This is a genomic window from Hyphomonas sp. FCG-A18, assembly GCF_045287255.1.
In the GTDB taxonomy this organism is placed as follows: Bacteria; Pseudomonadota; Alphaproteobacteria; order Caulobacterales; family Hyphomonadaceae; genus Henriciella.
On record NZ_CP137142.1, the window covers coordinates 1975382 to 1996184 of the forward strand.

23 protein-coding genes are annotated in these 20803 nt (G+C 55.7%); 13 read left to right on the forward strand and 10 right to left on the reverse strand.

The window, feature by feature from the left end; all coding sequences use genetic code 11:
• The first annotated feature begins 23 nt into the window (after positions 1 to 23).
• Complete coding sequence (ccoS, locus tag RYZ27_RS09805) at positions 24 to 176, forward strand: cbb3-type cytochrome oxidase assembly protein CcoS (protein WP_406679323.1); 153 nt, start codon at positions 24 to 26, stop codon at positions 174 to 176.
• A gap of 26 nt (positions 177 to 202) precedes the next feature.
• Here ccoS and pdxH read toward each other — a convergent pair whose 3' ends face one another.
• Positions 203 to 880, reverse strand: a complete 678-nt coding sequence (pdxH, locus tag RYZ27_RS09810; RefSeq protein WP_406679324.1) for a pyridoxamine 5'-phosphate oxidase — start codon at positions 878 to 880, stop codon at positions 203 to 205.
• A 76-nt stretch (positions 881 to 956) separates the two neighbouring features.
• Here pdxH and aroC point away from each other — a divergent pair, with 76 nt between their 5' ends.
• From aroC to RYZ27_RS09825, 3 genes are all read left to right on the forward strand, one after another.
• Positions 957 to 2048 carry a chorismate synthase gene (gene aroC, locus RYZ27_RS09815; RefSeq protein ID WP_406679325.1) on the forward strand — a complete coding sequence of 364 codons (1092 nt, stop codon included), beginning with the start codon at positions 957 to 959 and terminating at the stop codon, positions 2046 to 2048.
• Positions 2049 to 2122: 74 nt separating this feature from the next.
• Positions 2123 to 2893, forward strand: a complete 771-nt coding sequence (locus RYZ27_RS09820; RefSeq protein ID WP_406679326.1) for a YdiY family protein — start codon at positions 2123 to 2125, stop codon at positions 2891 to 2893.
• Between the two features lie 167 nt (positions 2894 to 3060).
• Positions 3061 to 4263, forward strand: coding sequence for a serine hydrolase domain-containing protein (locus tag RYZ27_RS09825; protein WP_406679327.1), 1203 nt, complete (start codon positions 3061 to 3063; stop codon positions 4261 to 4263).
• Positions 4264 to 4427: 164 nt separating this feature from the next.
• On the opposite strand, the gene RYZ27_RS09830 is transcribed toward RYZ27_RS09825, so the two are convergent.
• The 3 genes from RYZ27_RS09830 to RYZ27_RS09840 all read right to left on the reverse strand — a co-directional run bounded on the left by RYZ27_RS09830 (position 4428) and on the right by RYZ27_RS09840 (position 6561).
• Complete coding sequence (locus RYZ27_RS09830) at positions 4428 to 5246, reverse strand: ferredoxin--NADP reductase (protein WP_406679328.1); 819 nt, start codon at positions 5244 to 5246, stop codon at positions 4428 to 4430.
• Positions 5247 to 5348: 102 nt separating this feature from the next.
• The gene (locus RYZ27_RS09835) at positions 5349 to 5903 is read right to left on the reverse strand and encodes a rhodanese-like domain-containing protein (RefSeq protein ID WP_406679329.1); all 555 of its coding nucleotides are present in this window, start codon (positions 5901 to 5903) and stop codon (positions 5349 to 5351) included.
• Positions 5904 to 5976: 73 nt separating this feature from the next.
• Positions 5977 to 6561 carry a thymidine kinase gene (locus tag RYZ27_RS09840; protein ID WP_406679330.1) on the reverse strand — a complete coding sequence of 195 codons (585 nt, stop codon included), beginning with the start codon at positions 6559 to 6561 and terminating at the stop codon, positions 5977 to 5979.
• 109 nt (positions 6562 to 6670) lie between these two features.
• Between RYZ27_RS09840 and RYZ27_RS09845 the strand changes: the two genes are divergently transcribed.
• Genes RYZ27_RS09845 through RYZ27_RS09860 form a run of 4 tightly spaced genes read left to right on the forward strand, consistent with a single transcriptional unit; the run spans position 6671 to position 11598 of the window.
• On the forward strand, positions 6671 to 8653 hold the full coding sequence (locus RYZ27_RS09845) for a transglycosylase domain-containing protein (RefSeq protein WP_406679331.1): 1983 nt from the start codon (positions 6671 to 6673) through the stop codon (positions 8651 to 8653).
• A 22-nt stretch (positions 8654 to 8675) separates the two neighbouring features.
• Positions 8676 to 9452: a crotonase/enoyl-CoA hydratase family protein gene (locus RYZ27_RS09850; protein ID WP_406679332.1), complete on the forward strand. Its 777-nt coding sequence runs from the start codon at positions 8676 to 8678 to the stop codon at positions 9450 to 9452.
• Positions 9449 to 10306 (forward strand): DMT family transporter, encoded by an 858-nt coding sequence (locus RYZ27_RS09855; RefSeq protein ID WP_406679333.1) that lies wholly within the window; start codon positions 9449 to 9451, stop codon positions 10304 to 10306. The genes RYZ27_RS09850 and RYZ27_RS09855 overlap by 4 nt, the downstream gene beginning before the upstream one ends.
• Positions 10303 to 11598 (forward strand): TCR/Tet family MFS transporter, encoded by a 1296-nt coding sequence (locus tag RYZ27_RS09860; protein ID WP_406679334.1) that lies wholly within the window; start codon positions 10303 to 10305, stop codon positions 11596 to 11598. The genes RYZ27_RS09855 and RYZ27_RS09860 overlap by 4 nt, the downstream gene beginning before the upstream one ends.
• A gap of 53 nt (positions 11599 to 11651) precedes the next feature.
• On the opposite strand, the gene RYZ27_RS09865 is transcribed toward RYZ27_RS09860, so the two are convergent.
• Positions 11652 to 11927, reverse strand: a complete 276-nt coding sequence (locus tag RYZ27_RS09865; protein WP_406679335.1) for a hypothetical protein — start codon at positions 11925 to 11927, stop codon at positions 11652 to 11654.
• Positions 11928 to 12057: 130 nt separating this feature from the next.
• Between RYZ27_RS09865 and RYZ27_RS09870 the strand changes: the two genes are divergently transcribed.
• The 3 genes from RYZ27_RS09870 (at position 12058) to RYZ27_RS09880 (ending at position 14342) form a co-directional block, all read left to right on the forward strand.
• Positions 12058 to 12585, forward strand: a complete 528-nt coding sequence (locus RYZ27_RS09870) for a D-glycero-alpha-D-manno-heptose-1,7-bisphosphate 7-phosphatase (RefSeq protein WP_406679336.1) — start codon at positions 12058 to 12060, stop codon at positions 12583 to 12585.
• 126 nt (positions 12586 to 12711) lie between these two features.
• Positions 12712 to 13542, forward strand: coding sequence for a delta-class carbonic anhydrase (locus RYZ27_RS09875; RefSeq protein WP_406679337.1), 831 nt, complete (start codon positions 12712 to 12714; stop codon positions 13540 to 13542).
• 80 nt (positions 13543 to 13622) lie between these two features.
• Positions 13623 to 14342, forward strand: a complete 720-nt coding sequence (locus tag RYZ27_RS09880; RefSeq protein ID WP_406679338.1) for a hypothetical protein — start codon at positions 13623 to 13625, stop codon at positions 14340 to 14342.
• On the opposite strand, the gene RYZ27_RS09885 is transcribed toward RYZ27_RS09880, so the two are convergent.
• Genes RYZ27_RS09885 through RYZ27_RS09900 form a run of 4 tightly spaced genes read right to left on the reverse strand, consistent with a single transcriptional unit; the run spans position 14339 to position 16940 of the window.
• The gene (locus RYZ27_RS09885) at positions 14339 to 14776 is read right to left on the reverse strand and encodes an EVE domain-containing protein (protein WP_406679339.1); all 438 of its coding nucleotides are present in this window, start codon (positions 14774 to 14776) and stop codon (positions 14339 to 14341) included. The two genes, RYZ27_RS09880 and RYZ27_RS09885, sit on opposite strands and share 4 nt — an antisense overlap.
• A 34-nt stretch (positions 14777 to 14810) precedes the next feature.
• Positions 14811 to 15629: a heme-dependent oxidative N-demethylase subunit alpha family protein gene (locus RYZ27_RS09890; RefSeq protein ID WP_406679340.1), complete on the reverse strand. Its 819-nt coding sequence runs from the start codon at positions 15627 to 15629 to the stop codon at positions 14811 to 14813.
• Entirely contained in the window at positions 15619 to 16248 is a 630-nt protein-coding gene (locus RYZ27_RS09895; protein ID WP_406679341.1) for a class I SAM-dependent methyltransferase, read from the reverse strand. Before RYZ27_RS09895 ends, RYZ27_RS09890 begins: the two co-directional genes overlap by 11 nt.
• A gap of 8 nt (positions 16249 to 16256) precedes the next feature.
• On the reverse strand, positions 16257 to 16940 hold the full coding sequence (locus RYZ27_RS09900) for a hypothetical protein (protein ID WP_406679342.1): 684 nt from the start codon (positions 16938 to 16940) through the stop codon (positions 16257 to 16259).
• A 123-nt stretch (positions 16941 to 17063) separates the two neighbouring features.
• Between RYZ27_RS09900 and RYZ27_RS09905 the strand changes: the two genes are divergently transcribed.
• Positions 17064 to 18080, forward strand: a complete 1017-nt coding sequence (locus RYZ27_RS09905) for an adenosine deaminase (RefSeq protein WP_406679343.1) — start codon at positions 17064 to 17066, stop codon at positions 18078 to 18080.
• A 3-nt stretch (positions 18081 to 18083) separates the two neighbouring features.
• On the opposite strand, the gene RYZ27_RS09910 is transcribed toward RYZ27_RS09905, so the two are convergent.
• The gene (locus tag RYZ27_RS09910; RefSeq protein ID WP_406679344.1) at positions 18084 to 18992 is read right to left on the reverse strand and encodes a crotonase/enoyl-CoA hydratase family protein; all 909 of its coding nucleotides are present in this window, start codon (positions 18990 to 18992) and stop codon (positions 18084 to 18086) included.
• Positions 18993 to 19170: 178 nt separating this feature from the next.
• Here RYZ27_RS09910 and RYZ27_RS09915 point away from each other — a divergent pair, with 178 nt between their 5' ends.
• Complete coding sequence (locus tag RYZ27_RS09915; protein ID WP_406679345.1) at positions 19171 to 20802, forward strand: GMC family oxidoreductase; 1632 nt, start codon at positions 19171 to 19173, stop codon at positions 20800 to 20802.
• Position 20803: the final 1 nt, after the last annotated feature.

Genomic DNA, 20803 nt, shown 5'->3' on the forward strand with positions numbered 1-20803 from the left:
CGCCTCCATGAAAGACTGCGCGCATGGAGATTATTATTTATTTGATCCCCATCGCACTCTTCTTGGGCGTGGTGGGCTTGCTTGCCTTTATCTGGTCGATCAAGTCTGGCCAGTTCGAAGACATGGACGGCGCTGCATGGCGCGTGCTTGATGAAGAAGGTGACGACAAACCCTGATTTCAACAGTCAGGATTCGGTCAGAGTTACGGGTAAAGCCGCGTTGAGCGCCAGCCTGAGCCGTCTCGCTCAAACTTCAGTCGATCATGCATACGAAACGCCTGATCCTGCCAGAATTCGACCTCGCTTGGAATCAGGCGATAGCCGCCCCAATGCTCTGGCCGTGGAATATCATCATCATCACCATAAATGGAGCTGATCTCGGCCACGCGCTGATCAAACGTCTCACGACAATCAAGCGGTCGAGATTGATCAGACGCCATCGCGGCAATCCGGCTTTGCGGCGCGCGTTGGGAAAAATAGACATCCGACTGCTCTGGCGTCAGCTTCTCAACTACGCCGCGCACGCGCACCTGCCGGCGCAGGCTCTTCCAGTGAAAGCATAGCGCAGATTTTGGATTTGCCGCGAGCTGGTGGCCCTTGTCGCTTTCATAATTGGTGTAGAACTTGAAGCCCTCCTCCGGCGACAGGCCGCGGAGCAGAACAATGCGCACGTCAGGCATGCCATCAGCATCAACCGTCGCCAGCGACATCGCCGTGCCATCATTGATCTCAAACGTATTGGCCTCTTCCAGCCAAGTTTCCAGCAAGGCAAATGGTTCGCCCACATCCGGGATCAAAGCCCGCTCAGGTTCGTTCGCATAATCCTGCGCACTGGGGCTAGCCGGGATGGACATGGGCATATCAGTTTTAATATCAGGCATGAGGCGTCGTGACCGTTTGTTAGGTTCTGATTTTGCATATAGGAAACTTAATCGCTTCGGACTACGGAAAACCCCTATGTCGCATAACACATTTGGTCACTTATTTCGCGTCACCACATGGGGCGAAAGCCATGGGCGCGCCTTGGGCTGTGTTGTTGATGGCTGTCCTCCGGGGTTGGCGCTCGATGAAGCTTGGGTTCAACGCTTCCTTGATCAGCGCCGTCCGGGCACATCCCGTTTCGTAACCCAGCGCAAGGAACCCGATCAGGTCAAAATCCTCTCCGGTGTGTTCGAAGATGATCGCACCGACGGGCAAGTCACGACTGGAACACCGATCAGCCTGATGATCGAGAATGTCGATCAGCGCTCGAAAGACTATTCCGAAATCCGGGACCGTTATCGCCCCGGCCATGCTGACTATACCTATGACCAGAAATATGGCGTGCGGGATTATCGCGGTGGTGGGCGCAGCTCTGCCCGTGAAACTGCTGCGCGCGTCGCCGCTGGCGCTGTCGCCCGGCGCGTTCTGGGTGATGACATTATCATTCGCGGTGCTGTGGTCCAGATTGGCGAACACAAGATCGATCCGGCCAAATGGAATTGGGACATTACAGGCGATAATCCCTTCTGGTGCCCGGATGCTGAGATGGCTGCGCAATGGGAAGACTATCTCGACAGCGTCCGTAAGTCCGGCTCCTCTGTCGGCGCCGTTGTCGAGGTTCATGCCAGCGGTGTTCCCGCCGGATGGGGCGCGCCGATCTATGGCAAGATCGATAGCGAGCTTGGCGCAGCCATGATGAGTATCAATGCGGCCAAGGGTTTTGAGATCGGTGCCGGGTTCGCCGCCGCCAGCTTCACTGGAGAGCAAAACGCCGATGAAATGCGAATGGGCAATGATGGCGTGCGATTTCTGTCGAATAATAATGGCGGGGTCGCGGGCGGTCTGTCCACCGGACAGGACATTGTCGTCCGTGTCGCGATCAAGCCGACCTCCTCTATCCTGACCGAAACCAAGTCCGTCACCCGTGACGGGCAAGAAGTCGATGTCCGCACTAAAGGTCGCCATGATCCTTGCGTCGGCATTCGCGCCGTTCCAGTGGCTGAGGCAATGATGGCCTGCGTGCTAGCCGATGCAAAACTGAGACATCGCGGACAGATTGGCAGCTAAAGCCAGTCCTATTCACTGATCCTTCAGGCTCTCCTGACCATGTCGCGCCATCTGATAAAGAAGGAGCGTAAGACATGACACAGCTCAAAACCCTGACCCTGACCGCAATCGCCGCCGCGAGCCTTGGCACGATGAGCGCTCAGGAAGCAGACACAGTCAGCAAATGGACTGGCGAAGGCTCGCTCAGCGCTGGCGTGACCACCGGCAATACTGAAACCACCGATCTCGGCCTCGCCATCGATCTTGGGCGGGAGTTCGACCTCTGGAGCGTCGGCCTGCAGGCCAGCGCCGATTATGGCGAAACCGATGGTGATGAAACCAAGAACCGGATCTTCCTCGCCACCAATCTCGACCGCCAGATCAATGACAAACTGTTTGGCTTTGGCCAGCTCTCCTATGAAGTGGACGAGTTTTCTGGCTTCGATTCTCGCACCTTTATCGGTGGCGGTTTGGGTTATGAAATCTTCAACTCAGACGCCCTGACCTGGACCGTGCGCGGCGGCCCCGGCCTAAAGATTGATGAGATTGAAGCTGTTCTCGACACGAGCACGACCCCGGCTACTGTCCTGACACCCGCCAGCACGGAGGAATCCTTCGGCGCAACCGGAACCTCAAACTGGGCCTATCAGTTCAACGACAATGTCGGCCTGACCAATGACACCAATGTCCTTTACGCTGAAACCTCAACCCAGATTGGCAATATTCTGGCGCTCACCGCCAGCCTGACCGACACGCTCTCAGCTCGCATCTCCTATGAAGTACGCCACGACACCGATCCGGTCGACGGCTTTGACGCTACCGACACAATCAGCCGTGTGTCACTGGTCTATGGGTTTGGGAAGTAAGTCTCGGTTCAACCTCAAAGATACAGAAGCCCAAGCAATGCAGCTTGGGCTTTACTTCGACTCATTCTCAATATCTTAGAGAACAAAAATAAGCGTCTTAAAACGCCCAAAACCGGCCTCCTGATGCGCATAAGCACACGCTTCAACACAGGACACAGGAAGACTGCTTGTTGGCGGCTTATGCTGTTGTCACGAAAGCGCCCACAAGCCCGTTCATTCGCTTTACAAAGAGGTATGTCCAATTTAGCTACGCGCTCTCAAGCAGACAGGAAATCTCAAAAATGCATAGGTTCTGCGCAATCATCGCCACGACATTTTGCCTGATTTTTAGTCCGGTCCAGATGGTGTCAGCGCAGGTAAGCCTTGCAGATGATGTCAAAGCGCAGATTGAAAATTATCTTGATGACATTGCGACTGACTACGGTGTTGCAGGTCAATCGCTCGCCATTTTGAGAAATGGCACGCTCGTCCACACCAGCGCACGCGGTCTGGCGAGTGTCGAGCTTGGTGTGCCTGCGCGCGAGGAAACTGTCTATCAGAGCTTTTCGCTGGCGAAACTATTCGTCAACGTCACAACGATGCAATTGGTTGAGGCGGGCGCAATTGAACTCGACGCCCCGATAAGCCAATATCTCGAAGAACTCCCCTCGGATTGGCAGCACATAACTGTGCGCCAGGCGCTGTCCCATATGACGGGCTTACCAGATTATTATCAATGGCCGCACCCGACGCCGGAAACACCGCAGGAAGCGTTTCAATCGGTCGCAGACAAAGGCTTAGTGTTCGCGACGGGAAGCGCGACCCGCTACAACCAAACCAATTATCTGCTGCTCAAAATGATAATCGAGCGCATTACCGGCGAACACTTCGTTCCGGTTATGACGGCTCGTATGATCAATGAACTGGGACTGGAGAATACATCCTATGGCGGCGAGTATGCGGTTGTCGCAGGTCGAGCAACGACATACCGTTCGGCGAACGATACGCTTGCGCGCAATGTTCATATTGACCAGCCGGACTATATGTTTGCGAGCACCGGGCTGAACACGACCGTATTGGATATGGCCCAATGGTTTTCCGCGCTCCTGGAGAACCGGTTCTTGTCTGAGGAGTCGATGGACGCCATTTGGGCACCTGTTCTTCTGAATGATGGCTCAGTCGCTAGTTTTGCCAATGGCTGGGAATTTGCCGAAGATGGTGGTCTGAGAAGCATTGGTCACGGCGGCGGAAACCGAACCGATGTTCGGCATTTCTTCGAACCCGGAGCGACCGACAACGTAACGGTAATCTACTTTACAAACGGCAGTGCGAAGAATTTTTGGCCGGGAAGTGTTTCAAATGAAATTGCAAGAATGATTCGAAGCGACTGACCGTTTGTTTGGTGCCCAGTTTACTCTGTTTGGCAAAATCGCGGCATCAAATAGAGAGCTGGCTGGAAAGCGCTGCTGCGGCCAAGCGTCCTAAACTCGCCCCAACTAAGACACTCCGCTAATGTTTCCCTTTTGACTCATTTGACATGGGTCAAGCGGCTAGCTTAGCCCACAAACGCCCGCTCGATCACGAAGTCAGCGGGTTCGCTGTTTGCGCCCTCTTTCAGGCCGTGTTCTTCCATTAGGCCTTTCAGCTCTTTGGTCATGTCGATCGAGCCGCAGATCATGGCGCGGTCGTGTGCGGGGTCGAGGCGTGGGACGCCGAGGTCTTCGAACAGTTTGCCAGAGCGGATAAGGTCGGTGATCCGGCCCTCACGTTCGAAAGGCTCACGGGTACAGGTCTGGTAGAGGCGCAACTTGCCCTGCCCGATTTCCCCGATATCCGGATCATTCAGGAAGCTATCGACAATCTCTTTGGAGTAAGCCAGTTCGGCAACTTCACGGCATGTGTGCGTGATGATCACTTCTTCAAACTTCTCATAGGTTTCCGGATCACGCAGGATGCTGGCAAATGGCGCAAAGCCTGTCCCGGTGGAGAAGCAATAGAGACGCTTACCCGGCAACAGGGCGTCATGCACCAGTGTACCTACCGGTTTCTTGCCCAGCAGGACGGTGTCGCCCTCCTGAATCTTTTCCAGCCTTGATGTCAGGGGACCATTCGGGACTTTGATGGAATAAAATTCCAGCGTGTCGTCCCAGTTCGGGCTGGCGACAGAATAGGCGCGCAGGATCGGTTTACGCTCGCCCTCTTCTGGCGGCAGGCCAATCATAATGAACTCGCCAGAGCGAAACCGGAAGCTTGCCGGGCGCGTGATCCGGAACTTGAACAGACGGTCTGTATAGTGATGCACACTCAGTACCGTCTCTTCAGTCGGCGCATTCGGGTTCACTTTCGTCGCGGGAGCAGTAGCGGTCACGGTCATATCGGTTCGTCCATTGATTAGGCACTAGCGCAAATGAGCCATTCGCCCGCTTGGAACAAGGGGGCGAATGAACGCATTAGTAGAGCTAAAAGCAGCTAAGCTTTAGTTTTCGAATAAGGGGGTCCCCGTAACCCATTCGACATCCGGGTTTGTCGTTTCGGTCAACACGCCGAGCTCATAGATATTTTCGTAGCCATAGCCATAGAGGTTTATGAAGGTTGGGATGTTCAGGGCCAGTGACACCCGCTTCAACGGGATCGGTTCGACATCGTCGCTGAAATTATTATTGCAATAAATCAGAACGCGGGTGTCCTTTGATGGGATCACTTCAGCGAGCTTCTCGTCGGTGAAGTCTGAAAATGGCAGGTTCACCGCCCCTTTGATATGGCCCATTTCAAAGGCATAACGGCTGCGCGCATCAAGGATCAGCGTGTCCGGTTCGCTGGCCATGGCGTTGAATGTCTCCATTGAGACCAATCGCTCTTCGCGCAGCTCGAACACCTCGCCTGTCAGGTCCATGAACCCGGCATAGTCAATCTCAGCCGAGCCTTCCGGGGCCTCTTGCGCGCCTGCTGCAAGGCCAATCCCGATAAAGGTAAGTAGCGCCAAAAGCCCACAGATCAGGCTGTTGCGGGCACTTTTCCGACGGTCAAACATCATCGCCTCCATAAGTCGCGATACTTATGAGCATACGATCTGTTTATGGCAGGATTGCGGGCATTGCAGGGCGCTAGCGTCCCAAAGCCTCTTCCCAATGTTTACGGCAGAGCGGGACGTAAACCGCCTTGGCAACACTGACCTGATCACCTTCGGTCAGGGCATTGCCATCCTCATCCATACGCGCCGTCATCGTCGCCTTGCGCCCGCAATGACAAATCGTGCGCGCCTCACGCAAATCATCCGCCAGCGCCAGCAAAGCCGCTGAACCTTCGAACAATTCCCCCTGAAAGTCTGTCCGCAAGCCATAGCACAGCACGGGCAAGCCAAACTGATCTCCAACACGGGCCAATTGCCAGACCTGTGCCTTGGTCAGAAATTGCGCCTCATCAAAGAAGATGGCATCGAGTTGCCCGACCTTGCGCTGCGCCGCAATCGCTTCGAAAAGGTCCGTCTCATCGCGATAGAGATGCGCATCGGCGCGCAAGCCAATCCGCGATTCAATCTCGCCCATCTGCGCCGCATCATCAGCGCCATAATGCCCAGATGTCCATAGCATGACCTCCATGCCCCGCTCGCGGTAGTTATAAGCCGCCTGCAACAGGATGGCCGACTTCCCGGCATTCATGGCGCTATAGGTGAAGTAGAGCTTGGACATGGGTCCCAAAAACGCGATTCAGCCTCAAAATACAATCCACATATCGCCTTCACCCTGCCTCAATCTCTTTGCATTAACCCTGCCCAGAGACCTCGGGCAGGAGCTTTGCGTGACAGCAAACAATGGAAAAGATGGCCTCAAGAAGCCAAAGACGCCACAAAGGCGCAGCAGCGATCGGCCGATAAAGCCCCCTGCCCGCAAGCCTCGCCCGATCCTGAAATGGAGTTTGATCGGTACCGGCGGCACAATGGTGGCCGCGCTGTTCGCAGGCTGGCTTTACTGGCAAAGCCTATACTCCGGCATGCCCAGCCTGCCCGCGACGGCGGAGCTTTGGGAAACCGGGCGTGAGCCGGCGATTGAATTTGTCGACACAGACGGCGATGTCATTGCTATTCGCGGGCCACGCTATGGTCGCTCGGTTAAGATTGATGACCTGCCTCCGCATGTCCCGCGCGCCTTTATCGCCGCCGAGGATAAACGTTTTTACGAACATGATGGTGCTGATACGCAGGCGATGATCCGCGCACTCTGGTCAAATGTCACTTCCGGACGCACAGTCTCCGGCGCCTCGACCCTGACCCAGCAACTGGTCAAGAATCTCGTCCTGACGCCGCAACAGACCCTGAAACGCAAGGTTCAGGAAATCCGCCTCGCGCGCCAACTCGAAAAGCGTCTGTCAAAGAATGAAATTCTCGAGCTTTATCTCAACCGCATCTATTTCGGTTCTGGCTTTTACGGCCTTGGCGCGGCCTCGCGCTTCTATTTTGACAAAGATCCAGCCGACCTGACCCTTGCCGAAGCCTCCCTGCTCGCAACCCTGCCGCAAGCGCCGTCTCGCCTCGCCCTCAACAACAATATGGACGATGCCAAAGAACGTCAGGCCTATGTCCTGTCGGAAATGGTCGATGCTGGCTTTGTTACGGCCGAAAGCGCCCGCATTGCCATGGATAGCGAAGTTACGCTCAGCGAGCCCCCGACCTCTGCCCCGGCTTTTGGGTATATTCTGGATGAAGCCACACAGCGCGCCCGTGCCCTGCGCCCAAGCTTACCCGATGATCTCGTCATTACGCTCACGCTGGACGCCACGCTTCAGGAAGCAGTGACTGAGGCCATCAACACCCGCATGGATGCCGAGGCCGAAGAGGTCAGCGCCGGACAGGCCGCTGCGGTCCTGATCGCCAAGGATGGCCGTATCCTCGCCCTCTATGGCGGGCGCGATTACACCACCAGCCAGTTCAACCGCGCGACTCAGGCCAAGCGCCAGCCCGGATCCGCTTTCAAACCCTTCGTTTTCGCGGCAGCGCTCAATCAGGATATCAGCCCATATGATGTCCGTATTGATCAGCCCACGACGATTGGCAAATGGAGCCCGCAAAACTTCTCCCGCGCCTTTATGGGTCCGGTTTCTGTCAATGAAGCCCTGCGTGACAGCCTGAACACAGTTGCTGCTCAGCTCGGACAGGAAACGGGCGAGGAGACGATTATCGCCCTCGCCAAGCGTTTCGGGATTACCGAGGCGCTGCGCCCGCTGCCGTCAATTGCGCTGGGCAGTCAGGAAGTCACCTTGCTCGAACTCACCCGTGCCTACGGCCCCTTCATGACCGGGGGAACCCGTGTCGATCCCTACCTTGTCGCCAAGATTGAAACCTCACGCGGTGAAGTCCTCTATGAGCGCCCGGACTATGACGCACCGCAAGTCTATCCACGGGATCAAGCCGAACTGATGACGGGCATGCTGGCGAAGGTTGTCCGCGAAGGGACAGGGCGTGCCGCTGCGATCAAGGGCTGGCCCGTGGCCGGGAAAACCGGAACCAGTCAATCCTCCCGCGATGCTCTATTTGTCGGGTACAGCGCGCAGATGCTTGGCGGGGTCTGGGTCGGCAATGATGACGACACCCCGATGAAAGCGGTGACAGGCGGTGGCCTGCCCGCTCGCCTTTGGGCTGATATGATGACAGTTTCCCATGCGGGGCAAAACCCGGTCGCCCTGCCCGGCGCAAACTCACTGATCCAGCTCACGCCAGATCAACAGGCCCGCGTCGCCTATTATCGTGATCTCTCAATGGCCTTTAGTGGGCTGGTCAACCAGTAAAGGCTCCCATACATATCGGGACATGACAGCTCCTAAAGTCCTGACTGAAACCCGCGATGATCTCACCATCATCACGATCAACCGCGCCCATGCACGCAACGCGGTTGATCGCGAAACTGCCCAAGCTCTGTATGATGCGTTCAAGGCGTTCGATGCCGATGAGACGCAATCGGTTGCGATACTGACAGGTGCAGACGGGGCCTTCTGCGCCGGGGCCGATTTAAAGGCTGTCGCGGCTGGACAAGGCAATATCTCCAGGCTTGAGGGTGACCTCGGCCCAATGGGACCAACCCGGTTAAGGCTCTCCAAGCCTGTGATCGCGGCGATCGAGGGCCATGCCGTCGCGGGCGGTATGGAGCTTGCGCTTTGGTGTGACCTCCGCGTTGTCTCTGATACAGCCCGGTTCGGTATTTTCTGTCGTCGCTTTGGGGTGCCCCTCATCGATGGTGGGACGATCCGCCTGCCACGGCTGATCGGCCAGTCACATGCGATGGACCTGATCCTGACCGGGCGCGAAGTTCATCCGGAAGAAGCGATGTCCATGGGGCTAGCCAACCGCCACGTTCCGGCGGGACAGGCGCTCTCCAGCGCAATCGAGCTTGCCACGCAAATCGCCGCTTTCCCACAAACCTGTATGCGCGGTGACCGTCTCAGCGTTCTGGAACAATGGAGCCTGCCGGAAGACGAAGCGATCCGGAACGAGATGGGCCATGGCCTGAAAACAATCAAAAGCGGTGAAACGGTTGGTGGAGCCTCTCGCTTTACGTCCGGCGAGGGCCGCCACGGATCGTTTAAGTGATCCGTATCGCGCTGCTTACAGCGCTCGCCATGATCGCCTTTGCGGCAAACTCAGTGCTCGGGCGACTTGCCTTGATTGAAGGTGAGATTGGTGCTGGCGGCTTTGCGCTCATCCGCCTGATCAGCGGCGCGGTTGTGCTCGTGCTTCTGGTCCTTTTGCAATCAAGGCGGCCAAGCGGATCATGGTCTGGCGGATTGGCTTTGCTAACCTATGCCGGGTTCTTCTCATATGCCTATCTCGCGCTCCCAGCTGGAACCGGGGCCGTCATCCTGTTCGCGATCGTCCAAGTGACCATGATCGGCTTTGGAATTTTCAAAGGCGAGCGACCTACGCTTTTACAATGGTTGGGCCTGACACTGGCATTTGCGGCCTTGATCTGGCTCGTCAGCCCGGGTGTGGAAGCGCCGTCCTTAATCGCAACTCTCTCCATGGCCATCGCCGGGATAGGATGGGGGATATATTCTCTGCTCGGCCGTGGTGGCGGTGACCCGACCGCGGCCACCGCAGGCAATTTCATTCGCGCGGCGCTCATTGCCGGTCTTGTCGCTCCCGGTATCCTCTATGTCTCCCCAGAGGTGCTCCCCAGCCCCCGCGGAGCAACCCTCGCGGTCCTCTCCGGCGCGGTCACTTCTGGGCTTGGATATGCCATTTGGTACATGGCTTTGAAGGGCTTGACCGCGACCCGTGCGGGCATCGCTCAACTCTCTGTTCCTGCAATCACTGCAGCAGGGGGCGTCCTGTTCCTGAGTGAGCCAGTCACCCTGCGCTTCGCGCTCGCAACAGCCCTAATCCTCGGCGGTGTCGCACTCGCAACCTTGACCCCAGCCCCCACCTCCCCCAAAGCCGATCAATGACTGAGTCCCAATCCCCACCACGTGCAGGCAAGAACGCGTTTTTCTTCGTGATTGTCGCTGTTGTCCTGAACATGATTTCGTTCGGGATCATCATGCCTGTGATGCCAGATTTACTCGAAGAGCTGACGGGACAGCCTGCTGAATCCGCCGTATTGGAAGCGGGTTTGCTCAGCGCGACCTTTGCTGTCGCAAACTTTCTGGCGATGCCGATCTTGGGCGGACTATCAGATGCCTATGGTCGTCGCCCTGTGCTGCTCGCCTCAATCGGAATGCTGGGCATTGACCTCTTGATTATGGGTCTCGCACCCACACTCGGCATCTTGTTTTTAGGACGTTTTTTGGGCGGCATGTTCTCGGCAACCTATTCTGTTGCCAACGCTTACATCGCTGATGTCACCGAACCAGAAGAGCGCGGCCGCGCCTTTGGCATGATGGGCGCAGCATTTGGGATTGGCTTCATTCTAGGGCCTGTTTTCGGCGGGTTCCTTGGGGATATCGACACTCGGCTCCCCTTCTTCGTCGCTGCCGGATTTGCCGCTGTGAACTTCGCTTATGGCTTCTTTGTACTACCAGAGAGCCTCAAACCTGAAGACCGTCGGCCTTTTAACCTGGCCCGCGCAAATCCGTTTGGCGCGTTCAAGCACTTTGTAAAGCTTCCCAAAGTCGCGTGGTTTATCGTCGCGATTGGCCTGTTCCAGATTGCCCATGCTGTTTATCCCGCAACCTGGAACTTCCATGGCGATATCCGCTATGGCTGGAATGCCTCCCAAATCGGCTGGTCCCTTGGCGCAGTCGGGGTTGGCTCGGCGATCAGTCAGGCTCTGCTCACCGGCTACCTGATCAAGCGTTTAGGTCCGATGCGGGCAGCCTTCTTTGGCCTTAGCGTAAACGTTGTTGCCATGATCCTGTTCTCGCTCGCAGGCGCGCCATGGATGGCCTATGCCGTCATTACGGTTTCCGCCCTGGGCGGGGTTGCCATGCCCGCGATCAACACGATCACCTCAACGCTGACCCCTCGCAATGCACAGGGCGAGCTACAGGGCGCGCAAGCTTCCGTTATGGCCGGAACACTGATCTTTTCACCGATCCTGATGACCAGCACATTGTCGGCTTTCTCTGCTAGGGAAGAGAGCTACTTCATCGCCTATTTCCCGGGCGCTGCCTTCCTGCTCGCAGCGATATTCATCCTTCTGGCGATGATCCCATTCTTGATCGGCGTGCGCATGAACCGGAAAGATATCGTCAAAACAGACGTGCCAGCACCCGACCCGATTCCAGATCAAGTGGCATAACAAAAAAGGGCGACCCGGCGGGCCGCCCTCTAAAACAGAGCTGAAAACGCCGATTACTTGGCGCGGGTCAGGACACCCAACAAGCCACCAATGATACCCCCACCAACGCCACCGTTGAGGAAGTTGCTGATGTGATTCATAAGCGCGTCATTGCCAAGCAAGCTCTGGAAACCCACACCGGCTTCACCCATGCCCCAGCCGCCAGCAAGGCCGCCGACAATCCCGGCGAGGAGGCCTGTGCCGCCTTTACCACCGAGAAGCTTGGAAATGATTGGTCCGATAACTGCGCCACCTGCGCCATTCAGAATGTAAGGAAGAAACTCTTCCATCGTATGTGCCCTCCCAAGGCTTTTTTACGAGGATCCCCCTTTTAAGACCCTCTGTGACAAAGTGTGACCAGAAATTAACCTTCTAAGCAAGCCCCCTCGCCCGGTGGATCATTTCGGGTTAGGGCGAGTTATGAGCAATTTGCGCCCCGCCCTGTTTCTGGATCGTGATGGTGTCCTCAATGTCGACCGCACTTTCGTCGCCAGAGTTGAAGACATCGAATGGATTGAAGGCGCGGCAGAATGCATTGAGACATTCAAGGCCCGTGGCTGGTACGTCATTGTGGTCACCAATCAGAGCGGCATTGCCATGGGTCATTATACCGAGGCGGACATGCAATCGGTTCATAACCATATGCAAAGCGTTCTTGCAGAGCGTGGGGCCGTGCTGGATGCAATCTATCACTGCACCTACCATCCTGAAGCCAGCATTGCGCGCTATCGCAAGGACAGTTTCGACCGAAAGCCCAAACCTGGTATGATCTTGCAAGCGATGGCCGATTTCCCGATCAAGCGCGAGACAAGTTTCCTGATCGGCGACAAGCCAACCGATATCGCTGCCGCCCACGCCGCAGGGATTGGCGGATTCCTGTTCAAAGGGGGTAACCTCGCCACTTTTGCAGAATGGGCGCTTGCCGCGTTTGAAGACGGGACAAGATAGCATATTATAACATAACATAGACTTCATAGTCTTAAGCTATAGGAAATGTGGGTAATTATTATTCGATTTCGGTCAATCAAGGACAATTTACCCGTGAGGTGAGATACTAACGGGAGACCTGTTCTAATGAAATACACCTTCGCTTTAGCCGCCTCTGCCCTCGTTCTGGCAGGCTGCACCACAGACACAACAGCGACAACAGAAACAGCTGAAACCGTAACGGAGACAGTTACAGCCAGCACAGACCTTTGCCTCGCTTCAGGTCCACAGACCCCGCGCGATATTTCGAGCAAAACGGGCCTGAACCCGATTTCCTTCGACGTTGCCCCGGCTGCCAGTGAAATGAACCTCTGCAACATTCACACGCACACAAATGCCGAGCACAAAGGTCCAGGCTTCTCTGTGTTCGTTGATGCCAGCGACAATGGTGGCTATGCCTGTAACGGCACAGACGACCTAACAGAAGCCGAGCTTGCTGCTGCACCAGGCGCTTACCAAGGCGTTGTTCCCGGTCAAACCATCGAAGTACACTGGGTTCACACCAGCTGTGAAGCAACACCGGGTGAAGGCCTGGGTGCGTGTGTTCCAGAAGGCTGCACAGACCCCCTATTGCGCGTTGAAGCGCAGACATTCCTGGTTGTGAATGACAGCAATGCCCTCGACTTTACGAAGATGGCCTATGGCGGCAACATGGTTGATGGTAAGCATCAAGCGAAAATGATCCCGTCTGATACCGGCACCCCTGTCAGCTTCCTGGGTTCAACAACAGGCCCAAGCTATACGCAGTCCCAGTGTTCACCAGCTCAAGTAACATGGAATGTACGTCCGCAGTGCGCCAAGCTGGACATCAACTCACTGCACAAGTGGGCAGAAGAGGGCAATGTGTTTAACGAGACCAAGTCTCACGGCGTTCGCCAGCTCGTGACCGCTCCAGAGCTGCTGTCCCCTATCGAATAAAACTCCAAACAACTCTTCAAAGCCCCGCATTGACATGTGGGGCTTTGTCCTTTCGTTTTTCAGAACTGAGAGGCTGAAGAATGGCTCTAAAAGCAGGATTTTACCTGGGTGGATTGGCGCTCACAGCAACGCTCTATCCAAACGCACAAGCGCAAAACACAAGCGGTGTCTTTGGTCCGATGGTGAATGAAGGCGAACGTGGGTGGGAATACCGCGCGACCTATGATGCTGACAGTGAAGAGTTGAACCAGCGCATCCATTATCAGCAAGCTATCAACGGTGACCTGCGTTGGCGCGTTCTCGCCCAAGTCCGCGAGACAGCCGATTCAGATTATGATCCAGACTATATACGCGGCGAACTTGTCTGGCAGATCACCCCAGATAAACAGACCTACCAGTCCGGATTTCGGTTCGAAGCGCGCTATCGGTTTGAAGACCGCCCAGGCGATGTCACCGTTCACTGGATCAACCAATGGAAGCCTGTTGATGACTGGACCTTGCGCTTCATCCTCGGCGCTACCCAGCAGATCGGTAATGATCCAGCTGATGGCCTACTCATACAAACCCGAACCGGGGCCTATACATCGCTAGACAGTGGCTTGCGGCTTGGTTTGGAAGCCTACAGCCAATATGGGTCTACGTCAGATTGGTTATCTACCGATGAGCAGGAACATCAGATCGGCCCGTACGCTATTTGGCCTCTAACGGATGAATGGAGTCTGTTTACTGGTGCACTCTTTGGCGCAACAGAGGCCACACCGGACAATGAGTTACGGTTGCGCCTTACACGGTACTTCTAAAGTGGCTTGAGGGTCTTTCCATTCAGGCCACCCATCCGGCAAACCTCCATCCACTCATCCTCTTTGACTGGCTGCACGGACAGGCGCATCGACGTCACCAGTGACATATCGGCAAGCGCCTCATTCGCCTTGACCGCTTTAAGCGTGACAGAACTTGGCATGTCGGCAAGCGCACGAATGTGGACGCAATCCCAGCGCTCATCATCGGTTGTTGAATCAGGCGCAGACTCGGCAGAAATCTCTACAATTCCAACGACTTCCAGACCTTCATTCGAGTGATAGAAGAAGCCGCGATCGCCAATCTTCATGTCGCGCATATTGTTGCGGGCCTGATAATTGCGGATGCCATCCCACTCTTCGCCCACGTCGCCTTTGGCTTTTTGCTGATCCCAACTCCACTTGAATGGCTCTGATTTGAACAGCCAGTATTTCATATCTCTATCTCTCTACGATTCGATCTTTTAACCACTATAGGGCGTAGGCCGCATGGCGACAGGCCTCAGCCACCAAAGACTCCAGTTCATTCCAGGCTTTGTACTGCCTGACCTTGGTCGAAGCGCCGAGCCAGGCATCTTCAAACGCTTCTCTGGCATGCGGCTCCCGCAAGATGGGCACGAGCGGATCAATGCAAATACGGATCGTGAAGACGACAGCCCCGGTCTGCTCAAGCTTGCGAATGGTTTGACGTTCTACCCGCAAATACAGATCGTTTAACGTCTTTCCCTCTGCGCTGGGGCGATGCGGGGTATAGCGCTTGTCACTGGCCTGCACTGTCCAGTTAAACCGCTCCAGAATGGCACCCGGTTTCAAACCTGAGAAAATACGGGCAATCCGGTTCGCCAGTTCGGGGTCACCACCGGGGACTGGGCCATGCAAACCACCAAGGTCGAGACCAATCCGCTCTGGCAAAGTCCAATAGGTTGGCGCGCAGAGAACCCCTGCGGTCAGCCGCCAATCCCCCTGTCCCGCTTCCTCCAGTATGCACAGATCGTCGCTCACCAGCGATGCAGCCTCTTCCAGTGCAGATGGCATTTTCTGTAGCGGTGTTTCCCCTGTTGCCTTCATGACCAGCGGCAAAAGCTCTTCAGCAGCACCGCCATCAACCTGACCGGCGGTGACCTCAGCGCGCATCATCTTCATCAATAAGCGCTTATCGTTGAGCCACACGGATGCCTCAGTGTCAGGGGATAACCAGCTAGCGGGCGTAATGGGCTTCAAGCCCGGCACAAAACTCGCCGGACCATCCAGAAAGGGCAGGTATGGTGGCTTGCGCCGCTTAAGCGACACGCGCGCTTCCCCATGCAGCAAACCCGGCAATCTTTGGTGTGTTCGGCAGATACATGGTCTCATAGCGCTCAGTCTGAAAACCGCCCGCTTCCAGCATCTCTTTGGTATCGCGTGTCAGGTGGCAACCACCTGCCATTGCTTTCCACATCGGTTCGATCCGCCTTTGCCACTTGGCAACGCCCTCATCAGGGGCACGGCCATGTTCTGAAAACAATACACGCCCGCCCGGCTTCAGAACCCGGCGCAGTTCAGCCAGGGACGCTTCCCAATTCGGGATCGTACACAGGACAAAGGTAACCACAGCCGTATCCACCGATTGGTCTTCAAGCGGGACTGCCTCGGCCCCGCAATGATGGATTGTGCAATTCTCGTCCGGGTGGGTCAGCATCCATTCCGCCTTTGCCCGCCGGATCATACCTTCGGAAGGTTCGACAGCATGAAGATGGCTGACTTTGGATGCATCGTAGAGGGCAAAATTCGTCCCGGAACCACACCCGATCTCAAGAACAACGCCTTCAGCCTCTGGAACGATTTTCTGGCGCTGACGCATGATTGGCTTGCTGGAACACGCGCATGAAATCAGCGGCGGCACGACATAGCGATCCCATAAGCCAAACATCTATCTGTCTACTCCGGCATGGTCAGACGACGACGCGCCGCTTCATTCCTTGGGCGCAAGATAAGCGCATTCTGCGTAATACTGACCTCATATTCAAGGCCGTCGGCCATTGGCGCATAAACCGCTGAGCCGAACTGAGTGTCCTTGCTTCCCGCAGACACACCAAAGCGTGTGCCCTGTTCCTTGGCCAGGCCATAGACATCCAGCCCCGGATTCTCGAATAGTTTGACCCCGGTGCTTGTCGCCTCGCTGACCCCATCTGTCGTGTATCGGTCAGCATAGCGCCCTTCGAGATAATCGAGCCGGTAAACACTGTCATAGCCGAGCATCTGAGACATCGGCTTGAAGGTAATCACCTGCGCGCCAAGTGAGAACTGGTCGCCCGTAATCTCATAGGACCGCACTTCACCTTCCGCCAGAACCAGCGTTGCCGTGTAAGTGTCGTTGGCATTTGGCGCCTGATCGAAACTGACATTTGCAACAACCCGCTCATAGGTTAGCCGCTTAAAGGTCTGCAGGTTTAAGCCCGCGAGGGTCACGACACCAGCAAGCCCAAGGAAACCAACACCAAAGAGAAACCGCAAACCGCCCGCCATCAGTTTCAGTTTCATCAAGCGTCCGATGCCCGCAAAGCTTAGCATCATGCCAATCACCAGTGTAAGCGCTGGTAAAACCCACCAGATCAAACCCATAAAAACCTCCCTAGGATCACCCCTTATGATCCATATGCCCAAGACTATAGCAGTCGTTAACAATTGCGCGAGAGGTGAATGCAAAACCTCCCACTTGGCTTCATTATCGACTAGAGAAGATGAATGACTGATATCAACGCCCTGATCGCCGCCCTGCCCAAGGCAGAACTCCATTTGCATCTGGAAGGCTCCCTTGAGCCGGAACAGATGATGCAGTTTGCGCAGCGCAATGGTGTCACCCTGCCCTTCAAGACATTGGAAGAGGTCAAAGCGGCCTATAATTTCTCAAATCTGCAGGACTTTCTCGACATCTATTATCAGGGCATGTCGGTCTTGCAGACACAGGCTGATTTCCATGACCTGACCGATGCCTATCTCCAGCGCTGCGCGGAAGATAATGTCCGCCATGTTGAAGTCTTCTTTGACCCTCAGGGGCACACGGATCGCGGCCTCCCCTTCAGCACGCCGATTGAAGGCATCTTGTCAGCGCTTGATAGTGCCAAAGACAAGTATGGTATCAGCTACAAGCTGATCATGTGCTTCCTGCGCCACCTCTCTGAGGAAGCCGCATTTGAAACCCTTAAACAGGCTGAGCCTTATATGGATCGCATTCACGGGGTTGGCCTCGACAGCAGTGAACTGGGGCATCCGCCTTCAAAGTTCCAGAATGTCTTCGCTGCTGCTCGGGAGAAGGGCTTGAAACTGGTCGCCCATGCAGGTGAGGAAGGCCCACCAGAATATGTCTATGAGGCCTTGGACTTGCTCAAGATTGACCGCATCGACCACGGCAACCGCCTGCTCGAAGATGAGGCCCTGATTGCGCGGGTTCGGGATGAAGGTTTGACACTGACCGTCTGCCCGCTCTCCAATCTGTCTTTATGCGTCGTGGATGATCTGAAAGATCATCCAATGAAACGCATGCTGGAGCTCGGCCTGAAAGCCACAATGAACAGTGACGACCCGGCCTATTTTGGTGGCTATGTAAATCAAAACTATCGTGAAACGGCAGAGGCTGTCGGCCTGTCAGCAGACGAAATCATCACGCTGGCACGCAACAGCTTTACAGGTAGCTTCCTAAGCGAGGCCGAGATTGCCGACCACCTTGCCGAAATTGACAGAGTGGCCGCGCAATTTGCTTAAGCCTTATTCAGGCCCAATCCATTTGAACTCTGGGTCTTCCCACCATGGGAAGAAATCCGGCATGCCGTCTGAAACTTTCACCGGATAGACGGGCTTGCGCTTCTCAAGGAAGCTCATGACGCCCTCTTTGGCATCGGCAGTCTGGCCACGGGAATAGATCGCGGCGCTATCGACAATGTGGGCTTCCATTGGATGGCTCGCCCCCAGCATGCGCCACATCATGTGCCGGGTTAGCGTCGTTGAGACAGCGGCGGTATTGTCAGCAATTTCGCGAGCAATGCCCATGGCCACATCCATCAACTCTGCTTGTGGATGAACCGAGCGGATCAGACCACCTTTAAGCGCTTCTTCAGCTGGGAAAACCCGGCCTGAGTAGCACCATTCCAGCGCCTGCTGGATACCCACAAGGCGAGGCAGGAACCAGCTGGAGGCTGCCTCTGGATTGATACCCCGGCGGTTAAATACAAAGCCAAAACGGGCATTGTCCGAGGCGATCCGGATATCCATTGGCAATTGCATCGTCACGCCAACGCCAACCGCGGCGCCATTGATCGCGCCGATGACAGGCTTCAGGCTTTCAAAAATGCGCAAGACCGTGCGGCCCCCGCCATCGCGTTGAATATCGATTTTATTGGTCCGGCCAATTTCCCCCATATCGGCGCGCGCTTCATAATCGAAAGTCTTCGCACCTTCAGACAAGTCAGCCCCGGCACAGAAGGCCCGGTCACCAGACCCCGTCACAATGACCGCGCGCACATCATCATTGGCGTCGGTAATATCGAACGCTTCGATGATTTCGTACATCATCTTACCGGTAAAGGCGTTCATCTTGTCCGGACGGTTCAGTGTCAGCACCGCGACCCCATCCTCAATCTCAAGCTTGATCTGTTCAAAATCACCGACACTGGCCATTGGGCGCTCCTTATGACTGGTTTTGGCGAACAGGAAGCGGCATTCCCCTACGGGCGTCAAGCAAGTTGGAAATTGCCCTCGCGTCGCCCTTTTGAAATCGTGACGCCTGTGTCATCTTAATCCCCAAAGCATCATCAGAATGCGTGACCTGAAAAGGGCCGCCACGGGAGAGTGTCATATGTCGCAATACGATTATATCATTGTAGGGGCTGGCAGCGCTGGCTGTGTCCTCGCCAATCGCCTAAGCGAAAACGGGCAATCCACCGTCCTGCTGCTTGAGGCTGGCGGGAAAGACACGTCCCCAATGATCCATATTCCGGTTGGCTATGCCCAGACGCTCAAGGATCCAAAGGTCAACTGGCTGTATGAGACAGAGCCCGATCCCGGCACCAATGATCGTGTTCACACATGGCCGCGTGGCAAGGTTCTTGGCGGCTCCTCTTCAATCAATGGCCTGCTCTATATTCGAGGGCAGCAGCAGGATTATGATGGCTGGGCACAGATGGGCTTGCGCGGGTGGTCCTATGCTGACCTGCACCCCTATTTCATCCGCAGCCAGAACCAGGAGCGGGATGGCATGGATGGACATGGCCAGGGCGGTCCTCTGAACGTCTCGGACGTGACGGAGACCCATCCGGTTTCAGACGCCGTTATTGAAGCGGGCAAAAGTCTTGGTCTTGAGCATCGCGATGTGAATGGCGAGGATCAGGAAGGCATTTGCTACTATCAGCTCACGGTCAAAAATGGCCGTCGTTGCAGCGCGGCGGTTGCCTATCTCAACCCTGCCAAGAAACGCCCGAACCTGACCATTGCGACACATGCTCTGGCCTCTCGCGTACTTTTTGAGGGCAAGCGCGCTTGCGGCATTGAATACACACAGAATGGTGAAACCAAGACGGCCACAGCGCGTGGCGAAGTCATTCTGGCTGGCGGTGCAATCAATAGCCCGCAATTGCTGGAACTGTCAGGGATTGGAAACCCTGAATTGCTAGCCGAACATGGGATTGAGGTTGTTTCCGCCCTGCCCGGTGTTGGTGAAAACCTGCAGGATCATTTCGTTATCGGGAACCGCTACCGGATGAAAGCTGACGCGCCATCGGTCAACAAACAATCACGCGGTTTCGCGATGATTGGCGAAATCCTCAAATACCTGACCCAACGCAAGGGCCTGCTCACACTGTCTGCTGCCCATATCGCTGCCTTTGTGAAAACGCGACCGGAACTCGCCACGCCGGATGTTCAGTATCACATCCTTCCGGCGACGATGGATATGCAGAAGATGACCGAAAGCGGCGATATGGAGCTGGAGAAAGAACCGGGCATCACGATTGCGCCCTGTCAGCTGCGCCCTGAAAGCCGGGGGAGTGTTCACATCAAATCCAACAAGCCCGATGTCTATCCGGCCATTTGCCCAAACTATCTTGCCGATCCATTGGATCAGCAAACAGCAGTCGCGGGTCTGCGTTATGCGCGCGACCTCGCAAAACAGCCTGCTTTGGCAAAGTATATTGCGCACGAAATGGAGCCCGGTGACGCCATCCAGTCGGATGAAGAGCTGCTCGCCTATGCCCGCGAAACAGGCGGCACGATCTATCATCCGGTCGGGACTTGTAAGATGGCTCCGGATGGCGACCCAATGGGCGTTGTCGATGGTGAACTGCGCGTGCGCGGGGTCGAAGGCTTACGGGTCGTGGATGCATCCGTGATGCCCCGACTGGTCAGCGGCAACACCAATGCGCCAACGATCGCAATTGCGGAAAAAGCCAGTGACCTAATCCGGGCGAGCGCGAAGGAAGCCGTTTCTGCTTAAT

Coding starts and splice junctions, on each gene's coding strand:
- ccoS (WP_406679323.1), top strand. CDS start 24: ATGGAGATTATTATTTATTTGATCCCCATCGCACTCTTCTTGGGCGTG.
- pdxH (WP_406679324.1), bottom strand. CDS start 880: ATGCCTGATATTAAAACTGATATGCCCATGTCCATCCCGGCTAGCCCC.
- aroC (WP_406679325.1), top strand. CDS start 957: ATGTCGCATAACACATTTGGTCACTTATTTCGCGTCACCACATGGGGC.
- RYZ27_RS09820 (WP_406679326.1), top strand. CDS start 2,123: ATGACACAGCTCAAAACCCTGACCCTGACCGCAATCGCCGCCGCGAGC.
- RYZ27_RS09830 (WP_406679328.1), bottom strand. CDS start 5,246: ATGACCGTGACCGCTACTGCTCCCGCGACGAAAGTGAACCCGAATGCG.
- RYZ27_RS09835 (WP_406679329.1), bottom strand. CDS start 5,903: ATGTTTGACCGTCGGAAAAGTGCCCGCAACAGCCTGATCTGTGGGCTT.
- RYZ27_RS09840 (WP_406679330.1), bottom strand. CDS start 6,561: ATGTCCAAGCTCTACTTCACCTATAGCGCCATGAATGCCGGGAAGTCG.
- RYZ27_RS09850 (WP_406679332.1), top strand. CDS start 8,676: ATGACAGCTCCTAAAGTCCTGACTGAAACCCGCGATGATCTCACCATC.
- RYZ27_RS09860 (WP_406679334.1), top strand. CDS start 10,303: ATGACTGAGTCCCAATCCCCACCACGTGCAGGCAAGAACGCGTTTTTC.
- RYZ27_RS09865 (WP_406679335.1), bottom strand. CDS start 11,927: ATGGAAGAGTTTCTTCCTTACATTCTGAATGGCGCAGGTGGCGCAGTT.
- RYZ27_RS09870 (WP_406679336.1), top strand. CDS start 12,058: ATGAGCAATTTGCGCCCCGCCCTGTTTCTGGATCGTGATGGTGTCCTC.
- RYZ27_RS09875 (WP_406679337.1), top strand. CDS start 12,712: ATGAAATACACCTTCGCTTTAGCCGCCTCTGCCCTCGTTCTGGCAGGC.
- RYZ27_RS09880 (WP_406679338.1), top strand. CDS start 13,623: ATGGCTCTAAAAGCAGGATTTTACCTGGGTGGATTGGCGCTCACAGCA.
- RYZ27_RS09885 (WP_406679339.1), bottom strand. CDS start 14,776: ATGAAATACTGGCTGTTCAAATCAGAGCCATTCAAGTGGAGTTGGGAT.
- RYZ27_RS09895 (WP_406679341.1), bottom strand. CDS start 16,248: ATGTTTGGCTTATGGGATCGCTATGTCGTGCCGCCGCTGATTTCATGC.
- RYZ27_RS09900 (WP_406679342.1), bottom strand. CDS start 16,940: ATGGGTTTGATCTGGTGGGTTTTACCAGCGCTTACACTGGTGATTGGC.
- RYZ27_RS09905 (WP_406679343.1), top strand. CDS start 17,064: ATGACTGATATCAACGCCCTGATCGCCGCCCTGCCCAAGGCAGAACTC.
- RYZ27_RS09910 (WP_406679344.1), bottom strand. CDS start 18,992: ATGGCCAGTGTCGGTGATTTTGAACAGATCAAGCTTGAGATTGAGGAT.
- RYZ27_RS09915 (WP_406679345.1), top strand. CDS start 19,171: ATGTCGCAATACGATTATATCATTGTAGGGGCTGGCAGCGCTGGCTGT.